This window comes from Pseudomonas sp. P129, from assembly GCF_020312195.1.
Taxonomy (GTDB): Bacteria; Pseudomonadota; Gammaproteobacteria; order Pseudomonadales; family Pseudomonadaceae; genus Aquipseudomonas; species Aquipseudomonas fragariae.
This window is the reverse complement of record NZ_JAGPYS010000002.1, coordinates 327,904-343,327: the sequence shown is the minus strand read 5'-3', so window position 1 is coordinate 343,327 and position 15,424 is coordinate 327,904. Positions and strand designations below refer to the sequence as shown.

The following is a 15,424-nucleotide window of genomic DNA, read 5'->3' as shown; positions in this document are numbered from 1 at the left end:
CCTGAGCTGCCAAGTTTCTGGTAACGAGCGGCGATTGTCGAGCCATGCTTGAACGTGTCGATATATCGGCAGGCACCCACATCGATAGCGCTGAGCAGGTATCGTGCAGGCGACACGCTGCAGAACACGCGGCCCGAGCCGATCGCCGGGCCGGGGCAGACTATCGTGCGTGGCGCCGCGCCTGGTGAGCCTCATCATCCGGGATGTTCAAATCCTGCGTGGCAGATACGGCCCCAGACAATTACCAGAGCGCATTCCCATGTCCGAAAGCGTGGGTGAGGTCATCGCGGTAGGCGAGGGCGTCAGCCAGGTCAAACCGGCTGAACTCGTTTTGTGTCTGGGGACCGGCGGAGTGGCGTTGGCTGAGTTCTTATTCAAGCCATCGAGGCCAATGGAATTGCAACGGTAGTCGCCAGGACATTCAAATTCGCCGATGCCCCCGAGGCCTACGCGTATTTCGCTGCCGCGCAGCACATCGGCAAGGTACTGATCGAGTTCGAACAGCAGTGAGGTCACCGCGCCGTAGTTGAACCTATAGCGAAAGGCTTACACGAGCCGGAGCGGATCAGCCCTGTACGACTCGCTCGCGAAGTAGCAATCTATACCCATCAACCGTTGCGCAGGAGGCGCTTCGGAGGTCAAGGATGATCACTATTGCCGGGATGGCTACTGACAGGATGTTGGAATGGTATTGATAGAAAAACGACCCGCTTCGGCGGGTTTTTTTATGGGCGCAAGGAATGGCGATGCGCACATGCCTGAACAGGGTGGTCGTCTACACTCGACGTTGATCAGTCGAGCGATGCGGTGATGATCTCTGGCATACGCCCGATGGCGCGGCGGTCGCGGTCGCGACGGGTATCAACCGATCTACAGACCGTACCGCTGCATGGCGGGAGAATCCCCGAACGTGGAACAGCAATTGGACGCCTTCTGCTCAGACAGCTGCCTGAAACATCTCTACAGGGATGGAGTGCTGCACGCTATGCTCGGTATGCAACCAGCGAAGTAGCGCACTGCGACCGGCGATGCCCATTTTTACCGCAGCGCGTTTGAAGTAGCTTTCCACCGTGCTGACTTTCAGATCAAGCCTGTCCGCCAGTTGCGGTACTGTGAGACCGGCCAGCAGCCCGACACACACTTCGGTTTCGCGCGAAGACAGGCTCAGCGCAGAGGCCTCGAGGCGGCCAAGGAAACGCTGACGCAGGCCTTCCATGGCATCTTTGTTTTTCAGGCTTTTTGTGACAGGCGAGGGGATTGTCGAAATAAGGGTAGGCGTCACAGTCGCGATATGCTGCTTCACAATGGGCAACACGACCCAGGACAGGTCCTTGAGACGGGCGCGCTCCTGACTGGTGAATGCCTTAGCAGAGGGTGACCGATAAACCGACAGTACATATTCACCCTTGCCCGGGTAGGCGAGATGTACCTGGGGGAGAGATGCATGAGGGTGCAGTTCACCTGGCTTCTCCTGCGCGTTGTAGGCGGGTGACTCGAACCTGATGGATCTGTCGACGCGAGTGTCTGCCAGCTCTGTCGGGCTCAACAGAACAGGCTCCAGACGTCTGTTGTCGATCCCCGGGTTGAGCACCTGGTGCAGATTTCCACCAAAGACACCGATGGCGTGAGTGCCGGTTACTTCATTCGTAGATCGACTGAGTCCCTGAATGACATGGGTCGCATCCACGGGCAGCGAAGCGGTAATCATCTCGTGGAGCAAGCGGGCGAACTGACGGCTTCCAATACCGGAGATCACTTTGCCGAGATGCGGGAAAAGCTGTTGCATGTTCATCGGGGTTCCTTTTTCCGTTTATAAAGAGACACGCCAAGGCGCAGCCTTGATTCAGCAGATGAATAAGTAAGTGTTTTGTATTCTTTGAGTCCTGTGGGCAAACAGGTTGTATGTAGATCGTCATACAAAGTTTATAAAGGTTCAGCAATAGGTTGAAAGTTAAATAGGAACGGTGTCCAGGAGCGTACAATAATAAAAAGTCAAGCGCGTTACGAAAAGCGAGAACGCTAACCCTACACACTGCACTGTTTAACAGTGGCGACTTTTATCGATTTTTATTGAGTTTGGCATTTCCTGCACGCCTCCGGGAAATGCGAATCACTCTGGATAACTAGCGGACTGGCTGATGACAGTCGCCCTGGAGGGCGCCACCCTGCAGCCTGAAGTGGCGGTGTAAAAGCAGGCAGTAACGTTGGCATGACGATCAACTCCTATCCCTATCCATGTTGTCGGCGTATGCGCACGGGGCGTGGCGATACGGGTCGTGCAGCACCGTTTTTTATATTAAGGTGATCATATAGGTCACAAAAAGCTTGAATTAAGCTACGCTGACCGTTATGACCGAATACTAACCATATAGTTCATGTTTCACGCCTGAATTGCAATGAAAAAAGATTAATCGAAAAGAGAGGTATCTCACACTACTGCTTCTATAGGGCTGCGTGTCATTCCGCGTCGCATTACTGGATGTGCTGCGCATCGGGAAGAAGCGCGTGAGTGCCCCGGCGCGTCGCGACCTACTATTTATTGGGCTGGATAGCAAGTGAATAAGCCCTTGCGTTAGTGCATAGGAAATGCGAGCAATAACACCCTTCATCAGGACGCGCTTGTTTTCTATTTTATTTTATGTTGGTTTCTCTACAAGCCATTGTTTAATTCTGTTTGCCGCAGAACAGTAGATTCAGTCTGTTTAGCCGATGGATGGCCCGTTGGCTGACAGTGCGGCCGGGTAGCGTCGTCTCGGAGCTGCCTGGGCCGACCGCCTGGTGCAGATTGACTTCAGCCGCCAGTCGATCGAACGGCTAACAACGCTCTGCGGTGGAGGCTGGCTCACGCTATTTGAGATACGCCTGTCATCCACTTGACCAAACCGTGTCGCCCCTTCACGCCAAGTTTCGCTCCGGCGCGCTTGAGGTAGGTCTCGATAGAGCTGTTCTTGACGTGCAGCTTGTCAGCCAGCTCTGGAACCGTCGCACCCGCCAAAATGCCAAGGCAGATTTCTTTTTCACGCAATGACAACCGGACCTCCGACTGGCTCAGCTTTTCGTTGAATTCACGGTGAAGCTGCTGGCCGCCCTGTGTAATGGCTTCGTTGTCAGCGTGCGCATTGCACAAGGTACGGGTCGTCTGGGCATGTCGCTCCAGCAGGGGCAGCAATGCCTCTGAAAAATTTTTCAAGAACGATAATTCGTGAAGTGAAAAGTCACGTTGGTGCTGATCGCGGTGCAAGGAAATGACATAGCGCCTGTTCGACTTGCGCGACACGAGATTGCAGTGATACGTACCCGACGAACCAGAGCTGGCCTGTCCAACGCTGCAGAGTGGTTTCAGATGAACGAGCAGAAAGTCGTCCACATTGAGCATTCGAGCGAGCAGCATCTCCTGGTTCTGCGACACAGTCAGGCTCATCGGTTTGTGATCGGCGTTCTCTTGCCCCAGAGGCTGGATGCTGATAACGCTTCCTTCATTCTCGTCGATCGTCCATTCGCTCAGGTCAAGGAAATCGATGGGGACGGTGGCCGCGATGATTTGATACATGTTCGCAGCGAATCCTGCATCACCCACACTTGCGATTAACTTCCCCAGTTCCAAAAAATACGCTGACTGATTTCCCGTCATTTGTAGATTGGCTTCCATTACACATTTGCCCCCATGGCGTTAGTCTCCAGCCGAACCAAAAGCAACCTCGCATACAGGGCAGCCCTCTTATTGCCTAGTAATGAGTATACTGTCTGATTGTAGGACAATATTACTAGCGCCTTAAAGAATTTACACATAGGGACCCTGCTCAGTCTGTAGGGGAAAAGGGGGACAAACGTCTCGCTACAGGCCGGTTCGCCAGCGCCCACTGTGTTCACCTAGTACTTGGCAAAAACCATAAGAGGACATTCAGTGCAACGTCTCAGAATAAAAGATCTTTTACGGCTGGCCGTTTCGAAACATCACCGGTGCAACTACTCAGGCACGACGTTTACAGCGACATACATGACGGGCCGGGTGTCTCGAAAATAAAGTTTTCACGCCTGCGCTATTGCCTCTCGCGGCCGCTGTAGCGTGCTCAAAATATATTTCGCTTTTGCGTTTCAGACACAGCCGTCCGGCGGCACCGTCCACAGTGCCCGCACAGGAATCGGTTCTCGTCCAGGCCGCCATCCGGAAAAGCCGGATAGAGCAATCGGCGACGCCCCGCGACAATGTCCCGGAATGCGGGGACAGACGCACACAGGCCCTGATGTTTCCATTAGTACATGGCTGCAGGATGAACGCCTGCCTCGCAGGACAGCTGTAGTATCGAAGTAGAGACTCTCATGTACGCCCTTTATTTAAGTGTTGATCCGTTGATTCATCCGAGATCCGGGACGCCCATTGAGCGGGGAATACCGTGAGCATGGTCGGCTTTTTCCGGAAATTGAATGTCCGCAAAATCCTTTTGAGAATCGTCCTGATCGATCTGACGGTTTCGCTGGCAGGCTATGCCTTCTATAAGGGCGCCAGCGGAGAAGAAGAGACTGCCTTTCTATCAGCCGCAGCAGAAGTTACGGACATTGAGTACGCCGTATCCGCACAGGGTGTGCTTCAGGGGCGTAATCAAGTGGACGTTGGCGCCCAGGTTTCCGGGCAATTGCAGTCCCTGAAAGTCAAACCAGGTGACCAGGTCAAAAAAAACCAGCTGTTGGCAGAGATCGATCCACTGCCCGCCAGAAATGCTCTGCGCCAGGCGGTTGTCAAGATCGAACAACTCACGTCTGAGCGGGACGCGACACTGCACAGGTTGAAACTTGCCGAGTCGAATGATCGTAGATATCAGGAATTGGGCGCTACGACGGCGGTTTCCAAAGCGGATCAGGACAAGGCCCGATTCGAGCTGGAGACCCAACGCGCCAACCTGGTGTCGCTCACCGCACAATTACACACGGCCCGCGTGCAGGAAGAAGCCGCACGCATCAAACTCGACTACACACGAATCTTCGCACCAATGGATGGTCAGGTCCTCGCCATCGTCACTCAGGAGGGCCAGACAGTCATTGCAGACCAGACGGCACCGGTCATTCTGAAGATGGCGCAACTCGACACCATGACCGTGAAGGCGCAGGTTTCCGAAGCCGACGTGCTCAAGATCAAACCCGGTCTTGCGATTTACTTCACTATCCCGGGCGATCCTGACACACGCTATAACGCCACCCTCAAGGCGATCGAGCCGGGTCCTGTGGACGCTGCAAGCCAGACCGGAGCAACAGCCGAAAGCGGCAAAGCCGTCTTCTACAACGCTCTTTTCGATGTCCTCAACCTTGAAAACCGCTTCTACATCAACATGACCGCTAACGTGCGAATTGTGCTGGAGGCGAAGGAGGGCGTATTAACGATCCCTGTCGCCGCACTGGGTGATCGGCGGGACGACGGCACCTACAGTGTAAGGGTGCTGGGTGAAGGTAACGAGATCAGAACAGCCTACGTAGGGCCGGGTATCAATAACCAGGTCAGGGTCGAAATACGTTCGGGGCTTAAAGCCGGCGACAGAGTGGTCATCGGAGAGCGGGGCGGTGTGGAAGGTGTTTAAGGGTAGGACGAGGATGTATTGGCAATAAGCGATCAAGGACAGTTTTCAGCCGACGTCAAATCGATAACGCACACCTTGCAAGCGTCTGATCAATGAAATGGGCGTACGTTTAGAAATAAGGTCACTAGCGGATTAACAATCGGTGCCCGCTTCAGGGAATTCCTGAAGGTGTAAGCGCTGGCCCATGCGCCTGTCGTTTTAATGTTTGAAAACCTGGTGAATTGGAAAACTATTTTGGAGTACAGGGCATGACCATGTATTACGTTGCAATTGCAATGCTCACCGTGCTGCTGGTGCCGGGGCCGACCAATTCGCTGCTGCTGCAGTCCGGGATCAGTCGTGGCCTGAGTACGTATTCGCTGAAGCTGGTCGCTGCCGAATGGGCGGCTTATGTGATTCAGATTAGCGCGTGGGGGTTATCCATTGATGCTCTGATCGAACACTATGGTTGGGTGGTGGTGACGACCAAGGTTCTGGCCGTGATGTTCCTGTTCTACATTTCCCTGAAACTGTGGTTTTCGATTCACCAGGACCCCGACGGAAAGCCCTCTCCGATTTCGGTCTCCGCGTTGTTTTTGGCAACACTCAACAATCCGAAAGGGCTGTTTTTCGCCACACTCATAGCCCCCGCAGGGACGTTTTTGCACGTGGAAAGCTACCTTTCATTCATGACGGTTTTTTCCCTCGTGGTTCTTCCTGTCGGTATGACATGGGTTGCGCTGGGTGCCATTTTTGGTCGAAAACTACCGTCGATAATAGCGGGCAATCGAGTCAATCGATTGGTTTCACTGGTCATCGGACTGTTCGCGATTATTGCTTTGTATAACGTCGCGGCAACAACGATTTTCACCTGAACTGCCCACTCCGTCACTGCGCCGCCTCTTTAATATTTATCTAACGTTGATTGTGCTTATGTGGTTAGTCACTGTTGGAGTCGTCACGTGAGCTATCGAGACATAGTGCTCAGTGACGAGGAACAAGTCGAATTGAGTCAGCGCTTGAATTCAGCGACGATCAGCCCTCGCGAAGGCCGCCGGGCGCAGGTGATTTTGCTCGCTGCACAAGGCTGTTCTCGTACCGAGATTGCCAGGTTGACCGGGCTATCGGTTGTTTCAGTCACCCGCTGGTGCAAGCGTTTTCGAGAGCTGCGCCTGTCAGGCCTGGTGGATCTTCCTGGACGAGGCCGCAAGGCATACCTGCCAGCCGAAGCCTTGAAACAAACTCTTGATCAAGTCACCCAGCCGCGTATCGGCCATGCCCGATGGAGCTGTCGAAGCATGGCGAAACTGGTCGGCATATCGCCAGCCAGCGTCCAGCGCATATGGGCCGCCAACGACATGAAGCCGCACCTGACGCACACGCCAAAACTATCCAGCGATTCGGGTATTGAAGAGGAATCCGGGGAGGTTGGTGGAGGTATATCCGAAACGTCCGAATAAGGCGTTGGCGTTTTGTTGTAATGAGCAACGCCAGTCCCGGGTTTTGGAGTACCCAGGCCCGGGCTCTTGAGGTTCTACCTGTCCGATCAACTACCGCATGGCAAACTGAATTACCTGCAGGGCGCTTGATCAGATCCATTGAGGGCCGGTATCAGCCATGGCTGAAATGCCTGAACTGAATACCGGCGCGCAAGTGCTTGCTGATGCGACGCAACCCGCCAGGCCGGGTTGCTCTCAGCCATGATTGGGCATTGGCTCGCCGCGCGCAGGAATCAGATCCCGCTCCGAATAAAAGCCCTGCACCAGGCGATTCTTTGACCGGTACTCACACAGCACGAGCAGAGTGTCCGGGAGCGGGGTAACCGCGGGTTCATGCTTGACCACCATGATTCTGCCGCCCGAGCGAAGGCGTACATGTGCTCCAGGTTCGAATATGCCCATCTTCAGTTCCTCACAAGGGTGTTGATGTACGCTCTGTCCAGCCGCCGCCCAGCGCCTTGTAGAGATTGACCTCGGCGGTCAGCTGCGACAGTCGATCGGTGATCAGGTTTTGTTGAGCGCTGAATAAAGAGCGTTGGGCGTCGAGGAATGTCAGGCTGCTGTCGACGCCAATGCGGTAACGTCGTTCGGCAAGGCGGTAATACTCCTGGTTGGCCTGTACAAGATCGCTCTGCGCCTTCAACTGATGCTTGTAGGTCTGACGCGCTGCCAGACCATCGGCGACCTCCTGAAAGGCGGTCTGTATCGATTTTTCGTACTTTGAAACGCTTATATCCTTCTGGATTTTCGAATAATCCAGGCTCGCTCGCAGACTGCCGGCGTTGAAAATCGGGATATCGATCTGCGGTGAAAACACCCAGCCTCCCGAACCGCCTTTGAACAAACCGGACAGTTCGGTGCTGGATGTACCGGCGTTGGCCGTCAGGGTAATGCTCGGGAAGAATGCCGCTCGCGCAGCACCGATGCTGGCGTTGGCCGACTGCAACTGGTATTCGGCTTCAAGAATGTCCGGGCGTCGTTGCAGCAGATCAGAAGGCAGCCCCGCCGGCACTTCAGCGAGCCATTCGGAGGACAACGGACGGCTGGGCGCGCTGTCCGCAACCTCCGTGCCCACCAGTAAAGTCAGGTTATTGAGGTCCTGAGCGGCCTGGCGCTGGAACGTCGCCAGACTTGCCCGTGCGCTCTCCACCGATGTGCGCGACTGGGCCAGGTCCAGTGACGAAGAAGCGCCGACTTGCTGGCTGCGAGTGGTCAGCTTCAGGCTCTTTTCGTAGGACATCAGCGTGTCCTGAGTCAAGGCCAATAGCTCCTGGTCGGCACGCCAGGTCAGGTAGGCAGTGGCGACACTCGCCACCAGGCTTAGTTGGGTGCTGCGCCGGGCCTCTTCGCTGGACAAATAGGTGAGCGAGGCCTGATCGCTGAGACTGCGTATGCGTCCGAACAAATCAAGCTCGTAAGAGCTGATACCCAGCGTTGCCGAATAAGTACCGCTGGTCACCGGGCCGCCGGTCTGCGTGATACTGGCGGGCTGGCGTTGCCGGGTACCGCTGCCTGTGGCGCTGATCGCGGGAAACAGATCGGCGCGCTGAATGCGGTATTGCGCTTGATAGGCCTCGACGTTGAGCGCTGCAACGCGCAAGTCACGATTGTTGAGCAGGGCGCTTTCGATAAGCTGTTGCAGCGTCGGGTCGCGGAACAGGTCACGCCAGCCCATGTCCGCCGCCAGCGGACCAGAGAGTGCTGGCGCATAGGCTGAGGATTGTGGGTAGTGCGCGGCAACCGGTGCCGCCGGGCGCTGATAGTCCGGAATCAACGAGCAGCCGCTCAAGGACAGTGCCGTAAACAGCCAGGGGCCAATTGATCTGTTCATTCTGCGCCTATCATCCATTTGGCCAGTCCATGTCGACCGCTGATGCCCAGCTTGGCGGCGGAACGTTTCAGGTAGGTTTCGATGGAACTGCTCTTGACGCAGAGTTTTTCGGCGATCTCAGGGACTGTGCCGCCCGCGAGGAATTCCAGACAGGCCTCCTTCTCGCGTGCCGATAGCGAGACGTCGCAGGCAAGCAAGCGTTCGTTGAACTCGCGTTGCAGGTACTTGTACTCAATGGGAACCGAGCCGTGAGACAGCATGCCACCAGCGTTTTTCATACCGGATTGGCGATGTACGCGGGCATGCCGTTCCGACAAAGGCAACAGGGCCTCCGAGAGGTATTTCAAAAAAGACAGCTCTTGCAACGAGTAATCTTTGTCAGCTTGCGGACGGTGCAGTGAGATCACACAACAGCGATTGGCCTTGCGCGAAATCATGCTGCACTGGTGGGAGGTTCCGAGACAGTCATTGCCTTGCTGGTTTTTCATCCGGGCGTTCAGGTGAATCAGCAGGTCGTCCTCTACCTCCAGCACGCGCTTGACCAGTGGATGGTCGCTGCGGTGTCTGGCACGGGTCGGACACACCGTTTGCATCTGCGGATTCAACTCAGCGCCCGCGTAGCCCAGCAGCTGTACATCGGTCACCGTCGCCTGACTGTCATCAACGGTCCACTCGCTCAGTTCCACACGGCTTACAGCCAGCGATGTATTGATTAACTGGTACATGTTGCTCAGAAACATGTCATCTCCGACGCTAGACACCAGCTTCCCGAGTTCCAGATAAATGTGCGTTTTCACTTCATCTTTGGCATTCACTTGTCGGTTCATATGTCCATTCCTGAAGATCAGAAGTTGCGTGCAATTCTGTCGACCAGACTGTGAATTCCGCCCTCAGGACGCTCAAATCCTTCGCGCCTTAACATCACTAGAATCCGGCATCACGCATGAAAGTCTTCACAAAAAACGATTCAGCTCTAGGTTCCAATTAAGCTGAGTTGCGCAGGAAAAGTCTGTCACTGGATACCGGGACATCCTGCGCAACCTGGCGGTTACTACTCAGCTGGCGCGGTTATCGAACGTAAAACCTCTTCTCTGCGGGGCTCCTGGTTGGGCTCCTTGTTCAGCGCCCGGGAGATCGCCTGGCCCAGTGCGCTGACCTGAGGCGCCCTGACCAGCGTTTCGTGGGTGCCGGGAAGCTCAGTAACGTTCACCGGGGAATCGAGCAAGGCCGTCCAGCCCAGCAGCGGATCGTCGCGCTCCTCTGCACTGGCGGTAAACAGTGTCACCGTAAGTGGGGCAGGCGGGCTGACATAGTTACCGATGGCGATATGGGTTGCATGGGCCACAGCAAGATGGCTGCGTAACAAGGTGGCATCGACGTCCTGTGGCAGTTCCTCCGGGAGCAGGCGGTGTGCCATGCACAGTGCCAGCATTTCATCGATGGCATCCGTGCCGGCCAGCTCGGTGAGCTGCCGGAATACTTCGGGGTCGAGCTGCTCTGGTAGCCAGTCCATCAGGAATTGACCTTCGCTCAATGCCTCCGGCGCTTGCTGCTCAAGACGCGCGGAGGTGTCGATGATGCCCAGGAACTCCAGTTTTTCACCGCTGGATTGCAGCTGGCGGGCCATTTCATAAGCGATAAGACCACCTGCAGACCAGCCGCCGATCCGGTAAGGCCCTTTCGGTTGTACCTGGCGAATCGCCGCCAGGTAACGCGCAGCCATGGCCGGCACCTCAAACAGCGGCGTCTCTCCAGCCGCCAGACCACTGGCGGCCAAGCCATACAGCGGCACCTGCGGGTCGATTGCCGCGGCCAGATCGCGCACGTACTGCACTTCGCCGCCCAGTGGGTGCACCAGAAACAGCGGTCTTTGCGAGCCAGTGCGGCGGACCGGCACCAGGTTGCTGTGCTGGCCGGGGCGTGCCTGGCCGTCCAGGGTTCTGGCAAAACCGGCAATGGTCGGCTCGATGAACAGATCGCGGACCGCGATCGGTTTGCCGAGCACCTTGCGCAGGCGCGAGGCCATTTGCACCGCCATCAGCGAAATACCGCCCAGCTTGAAGAAGTCGTCATGGCGACTGACCTTTTCCAGCTTGAGCAACTCTTTCCAGAGGTTGGCGAGGGCGATCTCGGTCTCGCCTTCGGGCGCTTCGTAAGGCAGGGCTTCAGGCTGTTCGTCTTCGACCGTCGCAGCGATAGTCGCGGTATGCGCCGAACGCGGCAGCGCTGGCGTGTTGTCCAGCACTTGGCCAATCGACTGCCGAGCGTCGCTCACCATGTTCTCCAGAACCCTTGCAAACAGCTGCATGATGGCCTGCGCAGTGGTTTTGTCGAACAGGTCGCTGGAGTATTGCAGGCCGCCGCTCAGGCTTTCGCTAGAATCCACCAGTGACAACGACAGGTCGAACTGAGTGGTGTGATGCTCGCTGTCCAGCAACTCGACTTCCAGGTCAGGTAATTGCAACAGCGAAGGCGGCGTATTATCCAGGCTCAACATCACCTGGAACAACGGGCTGTGGCTCATGTTGCGGGTTGGCTGCAAGGCGCTCACCACTTGCTCGAACGGCAAGTCCTGATGATTGTAGGCAGCCAGCGTAAGGCTCTTGATCCGGTCGAGCATGTCGTTCAAACGCGTCTCTCGGTCGGTTGCCACACGCAATGCCAGCGTATTGGCAAAGAAGCCGATCATTGGCTCCAGCTCGGGATGCTGGCGGTTAGCGACAGGCGTACCTACCACCACATCGGTCTGCCCGCTCAGGTGGCTCATGAGCATCGACCATCCTGCCAGCAGAACCATGAACGGCGTGCTGCCTTGAGCCTGGCTGAAGGCACGCAAGTCGGCACTCAATGCTGGCGAAAACACATGCTCGACCATCCCGCCGGTATAGCTCTGGATGGCCGGGCGCGGACGGTCCAGTGGCAGATTCAACACACTTGGCGCTCCTTCCAGATGCTTGCGCCAGAAGTCGATCTGGGCCTGCAGGGCGGGGCCGTCGAGGGATTGCCGTTGCCAGGCGGCGTAGTCCACGTATTGCAGTGGCAGCGCGGGCAGCGGGTCTTTCTGGCCTTGACTGAAGGCGGCGTAAAGCGCGCTCACTTCCTGAGCAAGGACGCTGTTGGACCAGCCGTCGGAGACGATGTGATGCAACGTGATCAACAGCACATGCTCAGCATCCGCAACCCGCAGCAAATGCCCGCGCAGCATCGGCCCCTTGGTCAGATCGAACAGTTGCGTGGCATTTTCCTGACCCAGACGGGCCAGGGTCGAAGTGCGCTCGTCACCGGACAGGTCGCGCAGATCCTGTTTCAACAACGGAAAGCGGCTATCGGCCGGGGCGATCTTCTGCACCGGTTCACCGTCCACCAGTTCAAAACGCGTGCGCAGGGTTTCGTGGCGGGCAACCAGGCGATCCAGCGTTGCCTCCAGGGCAGCGGTGTCAAGTGCCCCTGTAAGGCGCAACGCCATCGGCAAGTGATAGGCCGCACCCGCGGCGTGATCCAGGTGATCGAGGAACCACAAGCGCTGCTGGGAAAAGGACAGCGGCAGACGGCCAGAGCGATTGGCCCTCGGAATCGATTGTGCTTCACCTGGCGCTGCGGCGTTGACCAGTGAAGCCAGGCCACGCACGGTCGGGGCGTCGAAGAGTTCACGCAAGGTGATTCGTGTACCAAGTTTGCGCCGCAGTCGCGACAGCAACTGCACGGCGAGCAACGAATGACCACCCAGTTCAAGGAAGCCGTCGTTGCGACCTACCTGGTCCAGATGCAACAAGGCTTTCCATATCTCGGCGATGGCCTCTTCGGTTTCGCCTTGCGGCGCCTCGTAAACCTTGCTGGCCAACGCATCCTGACCGGGGGCCGGCAGCGCACGGCGGTCGAGTTTGCCGTTGGCGGTCAGCGGCAGGGCGTCCAGCTGGACGAAAGCGCTGGGCACCATGTACTCCGGCAGATGCCTGAGCAATTCGCTGCGCAAGTGTTCGGCTGCCACCGATTCACCACAGACATAAGCGACCAGGCGCTGGCTGTCCGAATCACCCTGGCTGTCGTCGCGGGCAATCACCACCACCTCGCGGATGCCTGGTACGGCCAGCAGAACGTTTTCGATTTCACCCAGCTCGATACGGAAACCGCGAACCTTCACCTGGAAGTCGTTGCGGCCCATGTATTCCAGCGTGCCGTCTGCCAGCCAGCGACCCAGGTCGCCGGTTTTGTAAAGCCGGGCGTTGGCGACATCGGAGAACGGGTCAACGATGAAACGCTCGGCACTCAGCTCGTCACGGTTGAGGTAGCCACGGGCCACACCGCTACCGCCGATATGAATTTCCCCGGCGACGCCCAGTGGTGCCGGCTCGCCACGCGCATCCAGAACATGCACCTGGACGTTGGCAATAGGCCGGCCGATGCTTGGTTTTTCACCCAGGTCGCGGATCAGATCGATGGTCGCGTCCACTGTGCACTCGGTCGGGCCATACATGTTGTAGAAGCGGATGGTCGGGCAGTTACGCAGTTTCTCCCAGGTGCTGGCGTTGATCGCCTCACCACCCAGCAGCACGCTGACCGGCTGATAGCTGCTGCGTTCCAGCAGGCCGGCCGAGAGCAGGGTGTCGAGCTGCGACGGGGTGGAGTCGAAGGCATGAACCTGATGCGCTTCGAGGAAGTCCAGCAGTTCGCTGCCGTTGGCACGCAGCAGTTGCGGGATGATCACCAGCTTGTGGCCAGAGAACAATTGCGAGATGCCTTTGATCGACATGTCGAAGAAGAAGCCGGCATTCAGCGCCACGGTGGCCGGTGTCGGGCAATGCTGATGGGTCGTGCGGGTCAGCACGTTCCAGAAGTTGAACACCGAGCGGTGCTCGACCATGACACCTTTCGACTGGCCGGTGGAGCCTGAGGTGTAGATCACGTAGGCCAGGTTTTCCGCCGTCAGGCCGTCGACCACGGGATTGGCGTCGAACGCCTGATCATCCGCCGCGAGCAGCGATTCAGCGCTGTCCAGCAGCATCAACGGCGTGTCGCCGACCGGCAGGCTGAGCGCGCCCTGCGTCAGCAGCGCGCGCGGCTGACTGTCCTGCAGCATGAAGGCCATACGGTCAGCAGGGTGGGCAGGGTCAATCGGCACGTAGGCGGCACCGGACTTGAGCACGCCCAGCAGGCCGACAATCATGTCCAGGCTGCGTTCGGCGCAGATGGCCACGCGCTCGTCCGGCTGCACACCGAGTTGCAGCAACTGCCGGGCCACGTGGTTGGCGCGGCGGTTGAGCTGGCGATAGCTCAGTTGGCGGTCTTCATAGACCAGCGCTACGGCATCAGGATTGCGGCGGACCTGGTCTTCGAACAAGGCATGGATCGGTACGGCCGGTGCGAAGTCGCTGGCGGTGTCGTTGAAGTCGTTGAGCAGCAGCTGCCGCTCGGCTTGCGGAATCACTTCAAGACTGCTCGCCAGGCGTGCCGGATCCTGCTCAAGGGCGTTGACCAGCTCGGCAACCGCCTGACCGAGGTAGGCGGCAATCCGGTGCGGATCAATGCCATCTATAGACTGCGCGGTCAGCGAAAAGCCATTGGCCTCATTGGCTACGGCAATTTCGATCGGGTAGTTGGTACGGGTTTCGGAGCCCAGGAAATGAACACCTTCCTGCTCCTCGCCCATGTCCTCGATGTTTTCCCCGGCAGTGTTCACCAGATCACCGTGACGGCAATTGAGGATCACGGTGAACATCGGCAGCGATGCATCCACTGCGCTGCAGCGCTGCGCCAGGGCCAGAGGCGCCTGCTCGTGGGTCAGCAGCCCGCTCAGCTGTTGGTAGGCATCCTGAACGATATCGCGCACGCTGTTTTGTTGCAGGCGAATACGCATCGGCAAGGTATTGATGAACATCCCCAGCGCATGGTTGGCGCCGGAGGTGCCCTGGGAACGTCCCGAAAGCACGGTACCGAAAATCCCGTCGTCACGGCCGCTGGTGGCGGCCACCACCAACCCCCATGCCGCGTGGAACAGCACCGAGGTTGGTACGCCCTGGGCCCGTGCGGTGCTGTGGATCCGCGCGCTGAGATCGTCGCTCAGATCCTGCACCGAACGCAGGATTGTTGCATCGCCGCCACGCACATCGAGCACGCCGTAGGGCGCAGTGGTGGTATCGACATCGCCCAGCAGTTGACGGAAGTAGGCTTCATGTTCGGCCTGGGAAACACACGCGGCCCGGGCGATGAAGTTGCGGTACGGCTGGGATGGCGGCAGGGCGTCGGCGCGTCCGTCCATCACTGCCTGGATCTCGCCCATGATCAGGCGCAGGGTAACGTTGTCACTGATCAGGTGATGGTCCAGCAGTGCCATCAGCCACTTTTCCTGCCGGGTATCGTAAGTGATATACGCGGCTATCAGCGGTGCCTGTTGCAGGTCCAGGCGCATATGGTAGGTATTGGTGCGTTCGCGCAGCATCTGCAAGGCGTCTTCACCCGGCGCGGTGTCGAGCTGAATGACTGGCAACTGTGCCTGACGATGCACCACCTGCACCGGCTGCGGCAGACCCTGCCAGCGCAGGGAGCTG

9 protein-coding genes and 1 pseudogene (1 of these 10 cut by a window edge) are annotated in these 15,424 nt (G+C 57.6%); 5 read left to right on the top strand and 5 right to left on the bottom strand.

From position 1 onward, the window contains the following. The first annotated feature begins 103 nt into the window (after positions 1-103). The gene (locus KBY02_RS26430) at positions 104-409 is read left to right on the top strand and encodes an alcohol dehydrogenase catalytic domain-containing protein (protein WP_374754958.1); all 306 of its coding nucleotides are present in this window, start codon (positions 104-106) and stop codon (positions 407-409) included. Further along, on the top strand, positions 373-510 hold the full coding sequence (locus KBY02_RS26425) for a zinc-binding dehydrogenase (RefSeq protein WP_225650245.1): 138 nt from the start codon (positions 373-375) through the stop codon (positions 508-510). The genes KBY02_RS26430 and KBY02_RS26425 overlap by 37 nt, the downstream gene beginning before the upstream one ends. A 427-nt stretch (positions 511-937) precedes the next feature. Here the strand turns inward: KBY02_RS26425 and KBY02_RS06855 are convergent, their stop codons facing one another. Both KBY02_RS06855 and KBY02_RS06850 read right to left on the bottom strand, forming a co-directional pair. Beyond that, a complete protein-coding gene (locus KBY02_RS06855; protein WP_003406836.1) occupies positions 938-1,792 on the bottom strand; it encodes a helix-turn-helix transcriptional regulator in 855 nt (284 codons plus the stop codon). A gap of 1,050 nt (positions 1,793-2,842) precedes the next feature. Next, a complete protein-coding gene (locus KBY02_RS06850) occupies positions 2,843-3,631 on the bottom strand; it encodes a helix-turn-helix transcriptional regulator (protein ID WP_024638706.1) in 789 nt (262 codons plus the stop codon). Positions 3,632-4,394: 763 nt separating this feature from the next. On the opposite strand from KBY02_RS06850, the gene KBY02_RS06845 reads away from it, so the two are divergent. The 3 genes and pseudogenes from KBY02_RS06845 to KBY02_RS06835 form a co-directional block, all read left to right on the top strand. Beyond that, positions 4,395-5,570, top strand: coding sequence for an efflux RND transporter periplasmic adaptor subunit (locus KBY02_RS06845; RefSeq protein ID WP_173924662.1), 1,176 nt, complete (start codon positions 4,395-4,397; stop codon positions 5,568-5,570). Between the two features lie 248 nt (positions 5,571-5,818). After that, positions 5,819-6,424 (top strand): LysE family translocator, encoded by a 606-nt coding sequence (locus KBY02_RS06840; protein WP_024638704.1) that lies wholly within the window; start codon positions 5,819-5,821, stop codon positions 6,422-6,424. 87 nt (positions 6,425-6,511) lie between these two features. Continuing rightward, positions 6,512-7,182, top strand: a pseudogene (locus tag KBY02_RS06835) (helix-turn-helix domain-containing protein); the annotation flags it as partial. A 278-nt stretch (positions 7,183-7,460) separates the two neighbouring features. Here the strand turns inward: KBY02_RS06835 and adeC are convergent. The 3 genes from adeC to syrE form a co-directional block, all read right to left on the bottom strand. After that, the gene (adeC, locus tag KBY02_RS06825) at positions 7,461-8,879 is read right to left on the bottom strand and encodes an AdeC/AdeK/OprM family multidrug efflux complex outer membrane factor (RefSeq protein ID WP_024638702.1); all 1,419 of its coding nucleotides are present in this window, start codon (positions 8,877-8,879) and stop codon (positions 7,461-7,463) included. Further along, positions 8,876-9,706: a helix-turn-helix transcriptional regulator gene (locus KBY02_RS06820; RefSeq protein WP_011267816.1), complete on the bottom strand. Its 831-nt coding sequence runs from the start codon at positions 9,704-9,706 to the stop codon at positions 8,876-8,878. Before KBY02_RS06820 ends, adeC begins: the two co-directional genes overlap by 4 nt. Before the next feature lie 224 nt (positions 9,707-9,930). Further along, a protein-coding gene (gene syrE, locus KBY02_RS06815; RefSeq protein WP_225650070.1) for a non-ribosomal peptide synthetase crosses the window boundary here: on the bottom strand, positions 9,931-15,424 show its 3' portion. The gene runs 22,880 nt beyond the window's last position; only the last 5,494 of its 28,374 coding nucleotides appear in the window; its start codon lies beyond the right edge, outside the window; its stop codon occupies positions 9,931-9,933.

Coding starts and splice junctions, on each gene's coding strand:
- KBY02_RS06855 (WP_003406836.1), bottom strand. CDS start 1,792: ATGAACATGCAACAGCTTTTCCCGCATCTCGGCAAAGTGATCTCCGGT.
- KBY02_RS06850 (WP_024638706.1), bottom strand. CDS start 3,631: ATGACGGGAAATCAGTCAGCGTATTTTTTGGAACTGGGGAAGTTAATC.
- KBY02_RS06840 (WP_024638704.1), top strand. CDS start 5,819: ATGACCATGTATTACGTTGCAATTGCAATGCTCACCGTGCTGCTGGTG.
- adeC (WP_024638702.1), bottom strand. CDS start 8,879: ATGAACAGATCAATTGGCCCCTGGCTGTTTACGGCACTGTCCTTGAGC.
- KBY02_RS06820 (WP_011267816.1), bottom strand. CDS start 9,706: ATGAACCGACAAGTGAATGCCAAAGATGAAGTGAAAACGCACATTTAT.